Below are 15,786 nucleotides of genomic sequence, written 5' to 3'. Positions count from 1 at the left end.
AAGTAGCGGGGTCGGGGCAACTCGCCGCGGCGGGCGGCGCGAGCGCTTAGGATTGGTCCGTGGAGCTGGAATTCGTGCGGACCTTCGTCGCCGTCGTGGACGGAGGGCAGTTCCAGGAAGCGGCCGCGGAGCTGGGGATCACGCAGCAAGCAGTGTCCAAACGCGTCGGCGCGCTGGAACGCGAACTAGGGGTGCAGTTGTTCACCCGCACCGCGCGCGGGGCTCGGTTGAGCAGCGATGGCGAGGCGTTCCTGCCGCACGCCCGGGTGCTGCTCGACGCCGAGAAAAGCGCGCTCGCCGCGGTGCGCCCGGAGCAGCGGCCGTTGCGAGTGGACGTGCTGAACCGGCGGACCAAGTCGGCGCAGCTGGCACTGAGCTTCCACCGGGCGTTCCCGGAGGTGGAGCTGGAGATCGTGACCACCGGCGCCGAGTTGAGCTTCGACGCCGCCGTCGCCGCGGTCGCGGCCGGTTCGGTCGACGCGGCGTTCCGCGGGGTCCCGAAGCACGACCTGCCGGGCGGCGTGACGAGCGGGGTGGTGGACTACGACGCGCACGAGCTGCTCGTCGGCCCGCGCCATCCGTTCGCCGACCTGCCGTCAGTGCCGATCGCGAAACTCGCCGGCCATCGGATCTGGATGCCGGGGCTGTCGGCGAGCATGGAATGGGGCGCGTACTACGCGGAGCTGGCCGAGGCGTTCGACCTGACCATCGATGTGTCCGGCCCGGTCTTCGGCAACGAAACGATGCTGGACGAACTGGCGACCTCGCCTGACCTGGCGACGTTCGTGGGCGCTGGTTCGCGCTACTTCTGGCCGGACGAGTACGACCTCCGCCGCGTGCTGGTGGTCGACCCGACGCCGGTGTACCCGATGTCGCTGCTGTGGCGGCGCGAGCCCGCGCATCCGGACGTGCGGAAACTGCGCGATCACCTGGTGACCGGGCAGGAACCCGGGGACGGGGTTTGGCTGCCTGGCTGGGAGCAGGCGTAGTCAGAGCGGGTGCTCGTACCAGACGTTCGGCTCGACGTACACGCCCAGATCCTGTTCCGTCGACGCCAGCACCGGGGCGATTCCGCCGGGCACGACGGTGTGTCCGTCTTCGAGCCGGATGCCGGTCCACTGCTCCCACTGCGCGAGCGTGCCGGTGACGGTCATCGCGAACGGCGCGATCTTCCGGAACTTCGCGCCCAGCCGCTCGTGACTGCGCAGCCAGGGATCGGTGCCTCGGCCGAGATAGTCCACAATGGACTCCAAGGGCGGTTTTCCGGTGGGCCGCACCGGCACGACCAGCCGGGAAAGCCCAGCCCGGCGCGCCCGGTTCTGCAACTCCACGAGCGCTTGGGCGGCAATCCCTTGCCCGCGCGCGGATTCCGCGACGTACACCTCCAGCGCGACCAGCGTGGTGGGTGCCCGTCCGTCGAGGTGGTCTTCGGCGGCCCAGACGAGAGCACCGTCCCAGCCGTGGTCGGGCAGTTCAGTTCGCTCTGGGGTGGGGAAGGCGACGGGAATCGCCGCCGCTCGCGCTACCGGTACGTCGTCGTCGAGGAGGACCAGGAAGAACTCCGGGGCGATCCGCCTCGAGCTCGCCAGCCCGGCGGTGAGGCCCTGGCCGAGGAACTCCCCGCCGACGAATCCCAGCTGGAGCGCGGGAACGCGCAGCTCCGGCCGGGCGGCGAGGTCTTCGATGCGGAGCACGACGCCCTCCAGGTCAGCGCACCGGAAGCGCTGACCGCCGCCTTCCCAGCGCCGCCGGGTCGAGATTCGCCCGGGTCCCGGCCCGGTGCCCCTCCCGGTATCCGGACCCCGACAACCGTCGCGGGGCCGCCGAGCGCAGGTCGCCGTACTCGCGGTCGAAGGCCTGCTGCACCAGCGCCGTCCGGTCCCGCACCACCAGTTCCGCCGACTTCCCGCCGGCGACATCGGAGTACGTCCGCGCGGCGTTTTCTTCCGCCGCGGTCAGCCGTTCGTGCACCGCGCGCGCGAAACCGTGCAGCCACGTCCGCCGGTACGCCGCCAGCGATTCGCGGAACACCCGTTCCTCCGGCCGCACCCGCGTGAGCTGCGTGCTCGCCTGCAGCAACAGGCTGGTGAACAGCAGCTCGACCCGCGCGAGGTCGGTGCGGAAGCCGAACACGGTGACCTCTTCGACCCCTTGGCCGACCCGGTGCAGCAAGGTCCGGCAGCGCAACGGGTACGCGATGCTGGTGAGCAGGCTGGCTTTGTCACGGCTGTACGGATTGGAGATCGGCAGCTTCAGCACCGTGATGTCGTCGCCGCTTTGCCCGGACGCGGCGAGCATCGCGTTGTCGATCCCGTGCCGCGCGATCAGCTGCGCCGCTTTGGTGTTGTACAGCTCGGCTTCGGCGGGCGTGACGGCCGGGTCCTCGGCCTTGGCCAGCAGCTTCCGCACGCGCTCCAGCAACGTGTCGTGGTCGGGCATGACCCCCCTCTCCAGCAGGCGCGGCCCGTGCGGACCGGCATGGGGTGCACGGTAGGCGTGGGGTACGACAATATTCGATCAGATGTTCGGGAGTGACACTGGGCGCCCGGTTCGTCGCAGCCGTGGTCGGCTCGGGTCCGAACGGCCTGGTCGCGGCTGTCAGCCGAGGATTACTGTCCACATTGGAGGGACGAAAGCCGGGGAGAACGCGTGCTGCGCCGCGAATTCGGCTACCGTCCTGGCCGCACCAACCCGGTTTCGTAAGCGACGACGACCGCCTGCGCCCGGCTGGAGATGCCGAGTTTGGGCATCAGCCGGTTGAGGTGCGTCTTCACCGTCGCCTCGCTGACCAGCAGCCGGGCCGCGATCTCCGCGTTCGGCATTCCCGTGCCGACCAGCCGGAGCACCTCGCGCTCGCGTTCGGTCAGCCCGCTCAGTTCCGGCGCGGGCTCCGCGGGCGGCGCGCTCGTGTAAGCCTCGACCAGCCGCCGCGTGATCGTCGGGCCGAACAGCATGTCCCCGCGCGCCACCGCCTGGATGCCGGAGATCAGCGTCTCCGGCGGGCTGTCCTTCAGCAGGAATCCGGCCGCGCCGGCCCGCAGCGCGCGGTACACGTATTCGTCGAGGTCGAAGACGGTCAGGATCAGTACGCGCGGGTGGTCCGGCCCGGCGAGGATGCGGGCGGTGGCCGACACGCCGTCGAGACCGGGCAGCCGGATGTCCATCAGGATCACCTCGGGCCGCAGTCGCGCCGCCTCGTGCACGGCCTCGATCCCGTCGCGCGCCTCGCCGACGACCTCGACGCCCGGCGCGGCGTTGAGCAGCGCGACGAGGCCAGCGCGGACGAGATCCTGGTCGTCCACCACGAGCACACTGGTCACTTCGGTTCTCCGCCGGTCCGGTCCGAGTACGGGAGGGTCAGCACCACCTCGAACCCCGCCGGTTCGCGAGGCCCGATTTCGATCTCGCCACCGTACATACGCGCCCGTTCCCGCATGCCGACGAGGCCGTGACCGGCGGGATTGCCGTCGGTGCGCGGTCCGCCGCCGGAGTCGGCGACGCTCAGCCGCAGTGCGTCGGACAGGTACTCGACGTCCAGCGTCGCGAAAGATTCCGGCGCGTGCTTCAAGACGTTCGTCAGCGCTTCCTGCGCGACCCGGTACGCGCACAGCTGCTGCCCCGACGGCAACGTCCGCGGCGTTCCGGCGACCCGCATCCGCACGGTCAGCCCGGCCTCGCGGACCCGGCTGACCAGCGAGGGAAGCTCTTCGAGACCCGGCTGTGGACGGTATTCGCCCGGCTCGTGGTGCGGCGGCCGCAGCACGCTGAGCAGGCGGCGGAGTTCGTCCAGCGCCTCGGTGGTCGTGCCGGTGATCGTGTCGAGCGCGCCGCGTGCGGTGTCCGGCGCGGACTCGAAGACGTACCGCGCGAGGTTGGCCTGCACGGAGATCACCGACAGATGGTGCGAGACAACGTCGTGCAGTTCGCGGGCGATGCGCAGCCGCTCCTCGACGACCGCCAGTTCGGCGCGGTCGGCCCGTTCCGCGGTCGCGTGCAGGGCGAGCCCGCGGAGGTAGACCGAGTGTCCAATAAGGACGGTCGCGGACGCTTGCAGCACCGCGATCACCGTGTCGCCGATCGGATTCGAACTGTCGCCGACGAGCATCGTGACCTCGAAGCCGGCCACCGCGAACAGCGACGGCGGCCAGGCTTGCCGAACCGGATAGCGCGCCCACACGGTGTACGCGGCGATCAGCAGGTCAGGACGGCCGAGCGTCGCGCGGTACCCGGCCAGTGCGAACGCGCCGACCAGCAGGGTCACCGCGAGCAGCACGGTGATCGGGTAGCGCCGGCGGATCACCAGCGGTGCCGCGCCCGCCGCGGCGAGCAGCAGCCCGAACAGCCCCGGCCGGTCGCCGAGGGAGCCGTGGTGGACCGCCGCTCCGGCAAACAGGAATAGTCCGACCGCGGCTGCCAGCAGCGAATCCGTGCACAGCGGCCGCGCCCGCAGGATCCGCATCACGCGCCCGAAACTACCTGCCTGACCGGCGGTTTCCCAATTCCGTACCGCGATCGCGGCAGGCCGCCTACCGCCAGGGTTTACCCGAGGCTGCGGCGAAGGGCGGATTCCGCGGACGCGATCGAGCGGTTACGGTCGTTTTTGAATGGTCATCCATTCCCGCTGTTCGGCGGAGAGCCAGGGGTGGGGAGGATTCCGGGCTCTCCGCTGAGCTTCACCCCAGATACGCGTCGAGCGTCACCGCCAACGCCGATTCCGGCGAAGGCGCGAAGCTGGCTCCGGCCAGCCCGCCCCACAACCACAGCTGCGCGAGACCGTGCAACGCGGCCCACAGCGACGCCGCGACCAGCCGAGGATCCGTACCCGGACGCAGTCGATCGTCGTCCGCTTCGGCGCGGTCGAGCCGCACTAGTTCGGCGAAGGTGTCGAAGACGGCGCTGCTGGCCGCGACCAGCCCTGGCTCCTCCGGGTCGATGAGGTCGCGACGGAACATCAGCTCGAACATGGCGGGGTTCGCCACCGCGAAGTCGACGTACGCGTGACAGGCGGCCGTGACGCGTTCGCGCGGGGTGCCGTCGGGCAACTGTGCGCCGCGATGGAGCAGCTGTGTGAAGCCAAGCGTCGCTACGGCGGACAGCAACTCCGCGCGTCCCGAGAAGTGGCGAAGCGGTGCACCGTGCGACACGCCTGCCGCCTTCGCGATACCGCGCAACGTCACGGCCTCGACGCCGGAGCCGACGAGCAGATCCGCTGCGGTGCGGATCAACCGCTGTCGCGCGCTCATACCTGAGCTTCGGAGAAGGCCACCGGCAGCAGCTCCGGACGCTTCGGCAGGAAGCCGTCGCCAGGGGACCGGCCGGTGAGCCGGTTGCGCAGCCGCGTGATCCCGACCGGCAGCACCTCCTGCCACAGCCAGCGCAGGTCGGCGATCGCGCTGCCCTGCGCCGGAGCGCCGGGAAGCGGCCGCAGCCAGCTGCCGTCGTGCGCGACGCCGAGCCGGTCGAGTACGTGGCCGGCGACGCGCAGATGCCCGGCCTGCGACAGGTGCAGCCGGTCCGGCCCGAAGTAGCGCGAATCGTGCGCGGCCTGGTCCGGCCACAGGTCGACGAGCTTCGCGCCATAACTGACTGAAGCCTCGCGGATGGCGTCGTTGAGCGCGGTGACGCGCGGTCGCATCCGCCCGCCGAGCGGCATGCGATGCGCGATGTCGCTCAAGGTGAAGGTGACGACGGTGGGCGCGATCTGGGTGCACTGCCGGATGGCGGCGTCGACGCGCCGAGCGACCGTGCGAGCGTCCCAGCCGCGGCTCATCACGTCATTGCCGCCGCCGAACAACGCGATCAGATCCGGTTCGTGCCGCTCGGCCGCGGGCAGCTGCTCCGCGGCGATCTGGTCCAGCCGCCGCCCGCGAACGGCGAGATTGGCGTAGCGAAACGCGGTTTCGTCGCGCGCGAGCCGCCCGGCGACGTAATCCGCCCAGCCGCGGTACCGGCTGTGATCCGGGTAGGGATCGTCCAGCCCCTCCGCGCAGCTGTCGCCGACGGCGACGAACGTGTGGAAACCCATTCCGCTCTCCGTAACCCCTGGTTCATCTTGTAGACACTGTCTATCAAAGTAGGTAGACGGTGTCTACCTCGGGGGCGCCCGACTTTCGGGTCTACAGCGCGCCGCTGCCGCGCCCTTACCGTGGGTTTGGTCTAGACCTCTCATGAGAGGAACCCGCGATGAAGTTTTCCCGCTCCGCCGTCAAAGTCGGGATACTGACCGCCGTGCTCGGGACGGTTTCGGTGTTCACCGCCGTCCCCGCACTCGCGCACGGTTCGATGGGCAACCCGATCAGCCGGATCATGCAGTGTTTCCAGGAGGGTCCGGAGAATCCGCAGTCCGCCGCGTGCAAGGCCGCCATCGCGGTCGGCGACAGCTGGCCGATCTACGACTGGGACGAGGTCAACATCGGCGACGCCAGCGGCCGCAGCCGCGAGATCATTCCGGACGGCAAGCTGTGCAGCGCCGGCCGGGACAAGTACAAGGGGCTCGACCTCGCCCGCGACGACTGGCCGGCGACCACGTTGCCGAGCAGCGGCCCGTACACCTTCCAGTACCAGCTGACCGCCGCGCACGAGGGCACCTTCGAGCTGTACGTCACCAAGCCGGGCTACGACCCGACGAAACCGCTCAAGTGGTCCGACCTCGAAGACACCCCGTTCTACAAGCAGGACAACCCGCCGATCGCGGGCAACGCCTACCAGCTCCAGGCGAACATCCCCGGCGGGCGCACCGGCCGGCACTTGATTTACTCGATCTGGCAACGCCATTGGCCCGATTCCGGCGAGGCCTTCTACTCCTGCTCGGACGTGATCTTCCGCTGATCGCGGGGCCCGGCAGGGGCAGCGAAGACCTCTGCCGGGCAAGCTGCTCGAGCGTTTTTGTCGGTGTGCCGCGCCATCATGACGGAGTGACGGCATGGAAAGATCGACTCAGCGCTCTCGCTCAGGATCGGCTGCCCGCTGAGGTGGCGGCGAAATGGATCGAGCTGTTTCAACCCGGAATCCGGCTGGTGTCCCGCGGCACCGGTCCACGGGTGGGGCAGCTCGGCGGAAACCCGGCGTTGCCGGAAGCGGTGGAATGGCCTGCCTGGGCGGACCATGGGCCGCTGACGTTCGTCGCCGCGGTGGACTGCGCGACGCTGCCGCGCGAGTTCGTGACCATCCCGCTGCCGGAGGCCGGAACGCTGTTGTTCTTCTGCTTCGACGGCCGCTACACCCCCGATCGCTACCAGCACGATCTGCCCCGCGATGCCGACGGGTACCGAGTGCTCTTCGTGCCCGCAGGCACTCCCGTCGCCGAACGGACGCCCCCGTCCGGCCTCGATCCGTACCCGCGCCGGGACGTTTTCGCGGAAATCGTGGCCACCGCGCCGGAACGAGAGCACTTCCTGCTGGACCACACCACGATCGCGAGCGGAGAGTCTCTGGCCGAAGCGGTCAAGACGGTCCTCGGTCCTGGGCGGTCAGGCACCGATGTGTTCGGGGAGATGACGTGGGAAGTCGCCCAGGGCACGCGGCGGCATCAGGTCGGCGGCCTTGCCGCACCAGTCCAGGGTGCCGTGGAGAACGAGATCGCGGCGGAAGTGCTCGAGGGCGGGTGGGAAGATCCGCGGCACAAGGAGGAAGCGGCCCGCTGGGTGCTGCTCGCCCAGTTCGACAGCGCCGAGGAAACCGACATGATGTGGGGCGACGTCGGAATGTTGTACTGGCTCATCCGGCCGGACGATTTGAAGGCAGGCCGGTTCGACGCTGCCCGCTGCTTGATGCAGTGCGGCTGACGACAAGCCCGAATGGAACGGACCATGAAGATCTTGGTGGTGGGCGGCAGCGGACTGCTGGGCCAGCATGTGCTCGACGAACTGCGGAACCGCGGGCACGAAACGACCGCCGTCGCGCGGACGGCGCGTGCAGGCATCGACCGGACGCTCGACGTCTCGAAGGCTTCGCACGCGGAGTTGCGCGAAGCGCTCGACGGACACGACGGTGTCGTCTTCGGCGGTGGCATGGACGACCGTGCGGTCGGCCGCGGACCGGTCGAGCCTCGGCTGCGCGCGGGCAACGTCGCGCCTGTCGCCGCGTTGTTGCGCGCGGCGCGCGAAGCAGGCTGTACGCGCGCGGCGGTGCTCGGGTCGTACTACACGTACTTCGACCGCGTACACCCTGAGTGGGGGTTGGCCGCGAAGCATCCGTACGTGCGTAGTCGGCTGGAGCAGGCCCGCGTCGCGCGCGAAACGGCTGGGCCGGGGTTGCCGGTGGCGGTGATCGAGGTGCCGTTTGTCTTCGGCGTTGCGGAGGACCGGGTGCCGCAGTGGTCGGTGCCGATCGTCAAGTGGGTCCGTTCCAACTCGCCGCTCTTCGCGCCTCCCGGCGGGACCGCGGCGACGAGTGCGCGCGGCGTTGGCGTCGCGACGGTGGACGCGCTGGAGCAAGCATCCGGCGCGGATGTCCCGGTAGCAGAGGAAAATCTCCAGTGGGCGGACATGTTCGCCCGGCTGGCGGCAGCAGCGGGACGACCGCGCCGGGTCCGGCCCATGCCCTCCTGGCCGGTGCGCGGTGCGTTCAAGCTCGGCGGATTTCTCAACGGGCTGAGCGGAAAACAGCCGGGGCTGACGGTGCAGCACATGGACGGCTTGTTGCTGCGGGAGTTGTATTTGGAGCTGAATTACCCGGCTCCGGTGGACGAGGCGATCAGGGAGACTGCTGTGGCACGGTAAGAATCAACCCAGCCGGGCCCGATGCGTCCGCACCGCCGCCAACCGCGGATCCGACGGTTCGAGCACCGAGGCCAGCGCGTCCAGGATCGCCAGATCATCGGCACCACAGGAGGTTTCCCAGAACGCCCACAACGTGTCCGCGTCCCGGCTGTTCAACGCGAGCTGCCGGACCTGCGCGCTGATCGACTCGCGTTCCTCCAGGATCGCGGGCGATTCCGACTCCGCGAGCAGCGGGCCCTGGAACGACCGGACCGCCGCCGCGGCGTCCCCGGCGCGCAGAGCTGCTTTGGCGCGCAGGAAATCCGCGTCCACCGTGGCCGCGAGGCGGTACGGGCGCGTCTGCAACACCCCGGTGCCGAGCTGGGTGCGCAACCGGTGGATCTCGGCGCGCACGGTCACCGGATTGCCGGTCTCGCCGTACAGCTGCAGCGCCAGCTTCTCCGCCGACAAACCGCGCGGCTGAAGCGCAAGCAGAGTCAGCAATTCGGCGTGCCGCAGGGTGAACGGGATGTCCCGACCGTCCACAGTGGTCGATCCAGGGCCATCGGTGAGGTACTCGAGCGACAACTTCCGCCGGGTCGCGGAGCCGGACGTGGCGATCCGCAGGAGGTAGCCGTCGTCGAGCGGGTCGACGGTGGCGATCCGGCCGTCCGGGAGCGTCACGGTGCCGCCGCCTTTCCGTACCTCCACAGTGGACGGAAGGGTGCACGCTTCGGCGGCCAGCACCCGTCCGCCCGCTGAAAGGAGCGCGCCGGGGCGTCCGCGCAACGACGCCAGGTGCGGCATGTTCGCCCGCCGCACCTTCTCGTCGCGGACCGCCAGCTGCGCTCGCAACCGCCCCTCGGCGAGCTGCGCGGTGGCCGTGACCAGCGACAACATCGCCGGATGCACCGTGCGCAGAGGTCCGCTGACGTCGATCGAGCCGAGCAACGCGCCGGTGTCCGGATCGCGTACGGGGGCCGCCGCGCAGGTCCACGTGTGATAGCGGCGGACGAGGTGTTCGGCGGAGTAGATCTGCACCGGCTGCCCGGTCGCGAGCGTGGTGCCCATCGCGTTCGTGCCGATCGCCTCTTCGCTCCACCGCGTGCCCTCGGTGAGCGCGACCTGGTCCGCGCGCAGCAGCACGCCGGTCGCGCCCTCCCGCCACAGGATGAGCCCGTTCGCGTCGGTCACGATCATCATGTGCTCGGCGTCGTCGGCGATGCTCACCAGCATCTCGCGCAACAGCGGCAGCACCGGGGCCAGCGGATGTTCCGCGCGCAGGTCGGAGAGCTCGTCCGCCTCGCAGATCAGCGGGGCCTCGCCGGCGTCCGGGTCGACGCGCGCGGCCAGCGAGCGTTCCCACGACGCCGACACCACCGAGCGCGGCGAACGCGGCGAGGTGGACCCGGACAGCACCGCCTCGCGGACATGCCGGAGCAGCCGCGCGTACGACTCCGGATCGCGCAACAGGTCGGGTTCGGGCGCCTCTGCCACGTCAACGAGAGTAGAGACCCTGGTCACAAGGCTGCAACGTCGGCGCAACGTTGCCCGGCCTACGGTCGCCGCCGACCGTCACCGACCAGCAACGAGGCAGGGCAAGATGGCCGTATACGCCGCACCGAACACCGACGGCTCCGTCGTCGACTACGAGACCCGCTACGACCACTACATCGGCGGCGAATACGTCGCGCCGGCCGGCGGGCAGTACTTCGAGAACCCGACCCCGGTGACCGGGAAGACCTTCACCGAGATCGCCCGCGGGACGGCGGCCGACATCGACCGGGCGCTCGACGCGGCCGAGGGCGCCGCGCCCGCGTGGGGCCGCACCTCGCCCGAGGAGCGCGCGAACATCCTGCTCAAGATCGCCGACCGGATGGAGCAGAACCTCGAGAAGATCGCGGTCGCCGAGTCCTGGGAGAACGGCAAGCCGGTCCGCGAGACCCTCGCCGCGGACATCCCGCTCGCGATCGACCACTTCCGCTACTTCGCCGGCGCGCTGCGCGCCCAGGAGGGCGGCATCTCGCAGATCGACGACAACACCGTCGCCTATCACTTCCACGAGCCGCTGGGCGTCGTCGCGCAGATCATCCCGTGGAACTTCCCGCTGCTGATGGCCGTCTGGAAGCTCGCCCCGGCGCTGGCCGCGGGCAACGCGATCGTGCTGAAGCCCGCCGAGCAGACCCCGGCGTCGATCCACCTGCTGCTGTCGATCATCGGCGACCTGATCCCGCCGGGCGTGCTGAACATCGTCAACGGCTTCGGCGTCGAGGCGGGCAAACCGCTCGCGTCGAGCAACCGCGTGCGCAAGGTCGCGTTCACCGGCGAGACCACCACCGGGCGGCTGATCCTGCAGTACGCCAGCGAAAACATCATCCCGGTGACGGTCGAGCTGGGCGGCAAGAGCCCGAACATCTTCTTCGACGACGTCGCCGCGGCCAACGACGCGTTCTACGACAAGGCGCAGGAGGGCTTCGCGCTCTTCGCACTGAACCAGGGCGAGGTCTGCACCTGCCCGTCGCGCGCGCTGATCCAGTCCGGCATCTACGACCGGTTCCTCGGCGACGCGGTCGAGCGCGTGAAGAAGATCAAGCAGGGCAACCCGCTCGACACCGAGACGATGATCGGCGCGCAGGCCTCGAACGACCAGCTCGAGAAAATCCTGTCCTACATCGACATCGGCAAGCAGGAGGGCGCGAAGGTCCTGACCGGCGGCGCGCAGTCCGACCTCGGCGGCGACCTGTCCGGCGGCTACTACGTCCAGCCGACGGTGTTCGAGGGCGACAACAAGATGCGCATCTTCCAGGAGGAGATCTTCGGCCCGGTGGTGTCCGTGGCGAAGTTCGACGACTACGACGACGCGCTGAAGATCGCCAACGACACCCTGTACGGCCTCGGCGCCGGCGTCTGGTCCCGCGACGGCAACACCGCCTACCGCGCGGGCCGCGACATCCAGGCCGGCCGCGTGTGGGTGAACAACTACCACGCCTACCCGGCACACGCGGCCTTCGGCGGCTACAAGGCGTCCGGCATCGGCCGCGAGAACCACAAGATGATGCTGGACCACTACCAGCAGACGAAGAACATGCTGGTCTCCTACTCCGACCAGGCGCTGGGCTTCTTCTGATGCCGCAGCGGGTGGACCTGACCCCAGCCGCCGCCGACCTCCTGCGGCGGCTGGTGCCAGTCCACGGACCGGTGATGTTCCACCAGTCCGGCGGATGCTGCGACGGCAGCGCCCCGATGTGCTACCCGGCCGGCGAATTCCGGGTCGGAGCTCGCGACGTCCATCTGGGCGACCTGACGGTGGAGGGCATCGACGCGGTGCCGGTATGGATGTCCGGTCCGCAATTCGAGTACTGGCGGCATACGCACCTGACGATCGACGTGGTGCCGGGACGGGGGAGCGGGTTCTCTTTGGAGGCTCCGGAGGGGGTGCGGTTCCTGATCCGGTCCCGGTTGCTCAGCGACGAGGAGTCGGCTGAGCTGAACGGATAACCGGACAGGTCCGCTACGGCGGTGCCCGGTGAGTGTTTCCCGCTCACCGGGTGCCGCCGTTTGTTTGTTGACGGCTGGTTGAGCGCGCCATTAAGCTTCCTTGTGGTTCGGGGGTTGACTGATTTCTGCGAGCAGAAGTGTTGAAGAAGCCTGCTGTTGTCGTTCTTCTCGCCCTGGTGGCGGCCGGGTGTAGCGGGCCGCCGGATCCTCGGGCGTATCCCGGCAGCGAGGACGGAGTGAGCTGGGAAGAGGCTGCTGCGCGGTACGCGATCGCGTTGCCGTCGTGTCCGACCAAGGCTTTCCGGTTCGACGTGCAGCCCCGGCTTCGGGACCATCTCATTTTCACTTTCGAGGCCGCGAATTCCTGCGTGGACGGCTTTTTGACGAAGTACGGTGCGGACCCTGCTCACCCGGGGCTGAAATGGCCTCGGGACGACAACTTTCCGCCGTTCGGAGCGGACAAGTCGGAGCGATACGGCTGGACCTATGACTTGAAGCAGCGCTCCGCTCTGTACCACGGTTTCCGGACACCGAATGGCTCGTCGTTCTGGGTGTTCGTCAAACAGGGTGCCGAGGAGACGGTGTACGCCTATAGTCTGACGACCGGTTACCCGAACTAGTAATCGCCGCAGGGAAAATGACAAAGAAATCGATAGCCGCGATTCTCTTTTCCGTCGCGGTAGTCGCCGGATGCGGTGGCCAGCCGGACCCGCGGGCGTATCCGGGCAGTGAGGACGGCGTCAGCTGGGAAGAAGCCTCGGCCAGGTTCCAGATGACGCTGCCGTCCTGTCCGGTCAAGGAGTTCCATTTCGACGTCCAGCCCAGGCTCACCGAACGGCTCGCGTTCTCCTTTGTCGCGTCGAAGTCCTGCGTGGACAAGTTCCTGAAGCAGTACGGCGACGATCCGGCGAATCCGACCCGCAAGTGGCCGGTCAGTGACCCCGAGCCGCGGCCTCCGTTCGACGCGGACGAGATGCGGCAGTTCGGCTGGGCGTACGATCCCAAGGCGAAGGCTGACCTGTACACCCACCTCGAGACGCCGTACCACGCGAAATTCTCGGTATTCGTGAAGCCGGGCAGCGAGGAGACGGTCTACGCGCGCAGTCTGACCTCTGGCTTCCCGGACCCGTCGAAATAGTCGGGACCCCTTGCTAGGTTCATCCCATGCTGTCGCTGAAAGACGTCTACGCAGGCGAGCCGACTGTCCTCGGCCACCAGCGGGACCAGCCCGTTCTGAGCGCCATCCGGAAAACCCGGGTCACCGCTCCAGAGCTGGCACTGTCCGAACTCAACCTCTCCGGTGACCGTCAAGCGGACCTCTCCGTGCACGGCGGGCCCGACAAAGCCGTCTACGTCTACCCGATCGAGCACTACTCGGTGTGGACCGCGGAAGGGTTCTCCGTGGCGCACGGTGACTTCGGCGAGAACCTGTCCGTCGAAGGCGCGCTCGAGACCGACGCGCGGATCGGCGACGTCTGGGCCTGGGGCGACGCGCTCGTGCAGATCGCCCAGCCGCGGCACCCGTGCTTCAAGCTCGCGATGCGGACCGGCCGCAAGGACGTCGTTCCCGCGATGATCAGCACGAATCGCTGCGGCTGGTACCTGCGCGTGCTGCGGCCGGGCACGGTCCCGACGGCCGGTCCGCTCGAGGTCGTGGAGCGGGCCGAGGGACCGACCGTCGCGGAGACCTTCCTAGTCGCTTCGGCGAATTACGCGCAGTTGCCCGACCCGGCGCCGATGCTGGCGCTGGCCGAGCGCGTGCTGACGTCGACCGCGCTGCCCGAAAGCTATCGCAACGGGATCAAGTCCAAAGTGGACCGGGCGAAGGGGTTACTTCCAGTCGACCTGGGGTGAGCGGTAGAAGTCGATTCCCTGCGCCTCCCAGCGCGGTGCCTGCTTGGCGATGCGGTCCCGGTAGCCGTCCCAGGTGCGGGACGCTCGCGGCGACCAGCCGATTTCCGCGACGCCGGGCAGGCGCGGGAAGGCCATGTACTCGATGTCGTCGTTGGTCCGGATGGTTTCCGTCCACAGTGGAGCTTCAACCCCGGCCACGGACTTCTCCTCGACCCCGGGAACGAGCGTCGCCGGGTCCCATTCGTAGGCGTCGCGGACTTCGACCAGACCGGCCCAATCCTGGCCCAGTTTCGTCGATTCCGTGTACTTCATGTCGAGATACGCGTGGTTGGCGGGCGACATGACGAACTTGTTCCCGCGCGCCGCGGCGGCGGCCACGTCCTCGTTCGGGCCGCCCTGGTCCCAGTACTGCGGCACGGCGGACGTCGGCAACGGAGTCTTCGCGATTTCGTGCCAGCCGGTGATCAGCTTGCCGTACTTGGCGACCATCGGGCTTACCTTCTCGTAGAAGGTTTTGTAGTCGGCGGCGGGTGTCGAATGTGCTTCGTCGCCGCCGATGCCGATGTATTTGCCGGGCGTGATCGCGGCGAGTTCGCGGATCACATCCTCCACGAATCGGTACGTGGTGGGCGAATTGATGCACAGCGAGCTGTACCCGACCTCGATGTCGGTGCGCGGCGGGACCGCGACCCCGTCGCAGTTCAGCTCCGCGTACACCGACTGGGCGGCGTTCGTGTGTCCGGGCATGTCGATCTCCGGCACGACCGTCACGTGCCGGCTCGCGGCGTAGGCGACGATGTCGCGGTACTGCTCCTGCGTGTAGTAACCGCCCGGGTCGCCGTAGGCCGCGGTCTTGCCGCCTTCGGTCGCCAGGCGCGGCCAGCTTTTGATCTCGATGCGCCAGCCCTGGTCGTCGCTGAGGTGCAGGTGCAGCGTGTTGATCTTGTACTGGACGATCTGGTCGATGTACTTCTTCACCTGCGTCGGCGTGAAGAAATGCCGCGCGACGTCGAGCATCGCGCCGCGGTGGGCGAAGCGCGGGTAGTCGAGGACGCTGCCGCCGGCGATCGTCCACGCGCGGTGCTGCACGGTCTTCGCCTCGATCGCCGACGGCAGCAGCTGCCGCAGCGACTGGACGCCGGTGAACAGCCCGGCGGAGGTGTTGGCGCGCAGCCGGACGCCGTTCTTCGTGACGTCGAGCTGATACCCCTCGTCGCCGACGCGCGGGTCGGCGTGGCCGAGGTCGAGCGAGATCGCGGACAGCCCCGGACTCACCGGGACGACCGGCAGCGGGAACCCGGTCGCGGGCCGCAACAGGCCGCGCAGGTACCCGGCGACGTCGCCGGTGCCGTGCCCGGCGCGGATCACCGTCAGCGGAGTGAGCCGGAAGGTGGCGTCCGCCTTCGCCACGGCATGCACCGGGACCGGTACGAGGTCGGTGACCTGCCGTTCACTGGGCGCGGGACTCGCCGCGGCCGGCCCGGGCACTCCCACCGCGGCGAGCCCGAGCACGGTCACCCCAAGCACGGCCCTGGACAGGGTCTTCCTCACGGCATACCTCCGGTCGCGTCGCGGAGAAGGCGGACTCCAAGAGGTATAGACCACTCCGGGCGGGCTGACAACGCCCGAAAGGGTCGGCTGGCACCTGATGTCCCGTTCGCCGGGATGCCTGCGGCGCCCCAATGCCGCATTGGGTGCGCTGGACGCACCGAACGCACCGAACGCCGCATTGGGT

The 15,786-nt window shown here is 69.0% G+C and carries 17 protein-coding genes; 9 read left to right on the top strand and 8 right to left on the bottom strand.

From position 1 onward, the window contains the following. The first annotated feature begins 59 nt into the window (after positions 1 to 59). Positions 60 to 989: a LysR family transcriptional regulator gene (locus EIZ44_RS15265; protein WP_134729226.1), complete on the top strand. Its 930-nt coding sequence runs from the start codon at positions 60 to 62 to the stop codon at positions 987 to 989. Here EIZ44_RS15265 and EIZ44_RS15260 read toward each other — a convergent pair whose 3' ends face one another. The 6 genes from EIZ44_RS15260 to EIZ44_RS15235 form a co-directional block, all read right to left on the bottom strand. After that, a complete protein-coding gene (locus tag EIZ44_RS15260) occupies positions 990 to 1,694 on the bottom strand; it encodes a GNAT family N-acetyltransferase (RefSeq protein WP_134729224.1) in 705 nt (234 codons plus the stop codon). It lies immediately after the preceding gene. A 13-nt stretch (positions 1,695 to 1,707) separates the two neighbouring features. Further along, entirely contained in the window at positions 1,708 to 2,439 is a 732-nt protein-coding gene (locus EIZ44_RS15255) for a DUF2786 domain-containing protein (protein WP_037811165.1), read from the bottom strand. A gap of 230 nt (positions 2,440 to 2,669) precedes the next feature. Then, entirely contained in the window at positions 2,670 to 3,320 is a 651-nt protein-coding gene (locus tag EIZ44_RS15250; RefSeq protein ID WP_134665115.1) for a response regulator, read from the bottom strand. Further along, entirely contained in the window at positions 3,317 to 4,459 is a 1,143-nt protein-coding gene (locus EIZ44_RS15245) for a sensor histidine kinase (RefSeq protein ID WP_134665406.1), read from the bottom strand. The genes EIZ44_RS15250 and EIZ44_RS15245 overlap by 4 nt, the downstream gene beginning before the upstream one ends. Positions 4,460 to 4,673: 214 nt before the next feature. Beyond that, positions 4,674 to 5,243: a TetR/AcrR family transcriptional regulator gene (locus EIZ44_RS15240; RefSeq protein ID WP_009083495.1), complete on the bottom strand. Its 570-nt coding sequence runs from the start codon at positions 5,241 to 5,243 to the stop codon at positions 4,674 to 4,676. Next, on the bottom strand, positions 5,240 to 6,025 hold the full coding sequence (locus tag EIZ44_RS15235; RefSeq protein ID WP_134729222.1) for an SGNH/GDSL hydrolase family protein: 786 nt from the start codon (positions 6,023 to 6,025) through the stop codon (positions 5,240 to 5,242). The genes EIZ44_RS15240 and EIZ44_RS15235 overlap by 4 nt, the downstream gene beginning before the upstream one ends. Positions 6,026 to 6,183: 158 nt before the next feature. Here EIZ44_RS15235 and EIZ44_RS15230 point away from each other — a divergent pair, with 158 nt between their 5' ends. The 3 genes from EIZ44_RS15230 (at position 6,184) to EIZ44_RS15220 (ending at position 8,720) form a co-directional block, all read left to right on the top strand. Beyond that, the gene (locus tag EIZ44_RS15230) at positions 6,184 to 6,828 is read left to right on the top strand and encodes a lytic polysaccharide monooxygenase auxiliary activity family 9 protein (protein WP_037811170.1); all 645 of its coding nucleotides are present in this window, start codon (positions 6,184 to 6,186) and stop codon (positions 6,826 to 6,828) included. Positions 6,829 to 6,914: 86 nt separating this feature from the next. Then, positions 6,915 to 7,784, top strand: a complete 870-nt coding sequence (locus tag EIZ44_RS15225) for a YwqG family protein (protein ID WP_037811171.1) — start codon at positions 6,915 to 6,917, stop codon at positions 7,782 to 7,784. Between the two features lie 24 nt (positions 7,785 to 7,808). After that, positions 7,809 to 8,720, top strand: coding sequence for an NAD-dependent epimerase/dehydratase family protein (locus EIZ44_RS15220; protein WP_037811239.1), 912 nt, complete (start codon positions 7,809 to 7,811; stop codon positions 8,718 to 8,720). Positions 8,721 to 8,723: 3 nt separating this feature from the next. On the opposite strand, the gene EIZ44_RS15215 is transcribed toward EIZ44_RS15220, so the two are convergent. Beyond that, complete coding sequence (locus EIZ44_RS15215) at positions 8,724 to 10,196, bottom strand: helix-turn-helix domain-containing protein (RefSeq protein WP_240691308.1); 1,473 nt, start codon at positions 10,194 to 10,196, stop codon at positions 8,724 to 8,726. Positions 10,197 to 10,302: 106 nt separating this feature from the next. On the opposite strand from EIZ44_RS15215, the gene adh reads away from it, so the two are divergent. From adh to EIZ44_RS15190, 5 genes are all read left to right on the top strand, one after another. Further along, positions 10,303 to 11,826 (top strand): aldehyde dehydrogenase, encoded by a 1,524-nt coding sequence (adh, locus tag EIZ44_RS15210; protein WP_037811172.1) that lies wholly within the window; start codon positions 10,303 to 10,305, stop codon positions 11,824 to 11,826. Then, positions 11,826 to 12,197, top strand: coding sequence for a DUF779 domain-containing protein (locus EIZ44_RS15205; RefSeq protein ID WP_037811174.1), 372 nt, complete (start codon positions 11,826 to 11,828; stop codon positions 12,195 to 12,197). Before adh ends, EIZ44_RS15205 begins: the two co-directional genes overlap by 1 nt. A 140-nt stretch (positions 12,198 to 12,337) precedes the next feature. Then, positions 12,338 to 12,817 (top strand): hypothetical protein, encoded by a 480-nt coding sequence (locus EIZ44_RS15200; protein WP_134665105.1) that lies wholly within the window; start codon positions 12,338 to 12,340, stop codon positions 12,815 to 12,817. 17 nt (positions 12,818 to 12,834) lie between these two features. Continuing rightward, positions 12,835 to 13,335, top strand: coding sequence for a hypothetical protein (locus EIZ44_RS15195; RefSeq protein ID WP_134729220.1), 501 nt, complete (start codon positions 12,835 to 12,837; stop codon positions 13,333 to 13,335). A gap of 26 nt (positions 13,336 to 13,361) precedes the next feature. Next, positions 13,362 to 14,051: an MOSC domain-containing protein gene (locus tag EIZ44_RS15190; protein ID WP_134729218.1), complete on the top strand. Its 690-nt coding sequence runs from the start codon at positions 13,362 to 13,364 to the stop codon at positions 14,049 to 14,051. Here the strand turns inward: EIZ44_RS15190 and EIZ44_RS15185 are convergent. Further along, on the bottom strand, positions 14,028 to 15,602 hold the full coding sequence (locus EIZ44_RS15185; RefSeq protein WP_167754136.1) for a beta-N-acetylhexosaminidase: 1,575 nt from the start codon (positions 15,600 to 15,602) through the stop codon (positions 14,028 to 14,030). The genes EIZ44_RS15190 and EIZ44_RS15185 overlap by 24 nt on opposite strands. Positions 15,603 to 15,786 lie beyond the last annotated feature (184 nt).

The sequence above is a fragment of the Amycolatopsis nivea genome, assembly GCF_004522235.1.
Taxonomy (GTDB): Bacteria; Actinomycetota; Actinomycetes; order Mycobacteriales; family Pseudonocardiaceae; genus Amycolatopsis; species Amycolatopsis nivea.
The sequence above is the reverse complement of the archived record's forward strand: the minus strand, read 5'-3'. Positions and strand labels throughout refer to the sequence as shown.

Bases quoted from the DNA above. Each gene is read 5' to 3' on its own strand.
- EIZ44_RS15220 (WP_037811239.1), top strand. From the start codon at position 7,809: ATGAAGATCTTGGTGGTGGGCGGCAGCGGACTGCTGGGCCAGCATGTG.
- EIZ44_RS15195 (WP_134729220.1), top strand. From the start codon at position 12,835: ATGACAAAGAAATCGATAGCCGCGATTCTCTTTTCCGTCGCGGTAGTC.
- EIZ44_RS15205 (WP_037811174.1), top strand. From the start codon at position 11,826: ATGCCGCAGCGGGTGGACCTGACCCCAGCCGCCGCCGACCTCCTGCGG.
- EIZ44_RS15255 (WP_037811165.1), bottom strand. From the start codon at position 2,439: ATGCCCGACCACGACACGTTGCTGGAGCGCGTGCGGAAGCTGCTGGCC.
- EIZ44_RS15245 (WP_134665406.1), bottom strand. From the start codon at position 4,459: ATGCGGATCCTGCGGGCGCGGCCGCTGTGCACGGATTCGCTGCTGGCA.
- EIZ44_RS15190 (WP_134729218.1), top strand. From the start codon at position 13,362: ATGCTGTCGCTGAAAGACGTCTACGCAGGCGAGCCGACTGTCCTCGGC.
- EIZ44_RS15235 (WP_134729222.1), bottom strand. From the start codon at position 6,025: ATGGGTTTCCACACGTTCGTCGCCGTCGGCGACAGCTGCGCGGAGGGG.
- EIZ44_RS15240 (WP_009083495.1), bottom strand. From the start codon at position 5,243: ATGAGCGCGCGACAGCGGTTGATCCGCACCGCAGCGGATCTGCTCGTC.
- EIZ44_RS15230 (WP_037811170.1), top strand. From the start codon at position 6,184: ATGAAGTTTTCCCGCTCCGCCGTCAAAGTCGGGATACTGACCGCCGTG.
- adh (WP_037811172.1), top strand. From the start codon at position 10,303: ATGGCCGTATACGCCGCACCGAACACCGACGGCTCCGTCGTCGACTAC.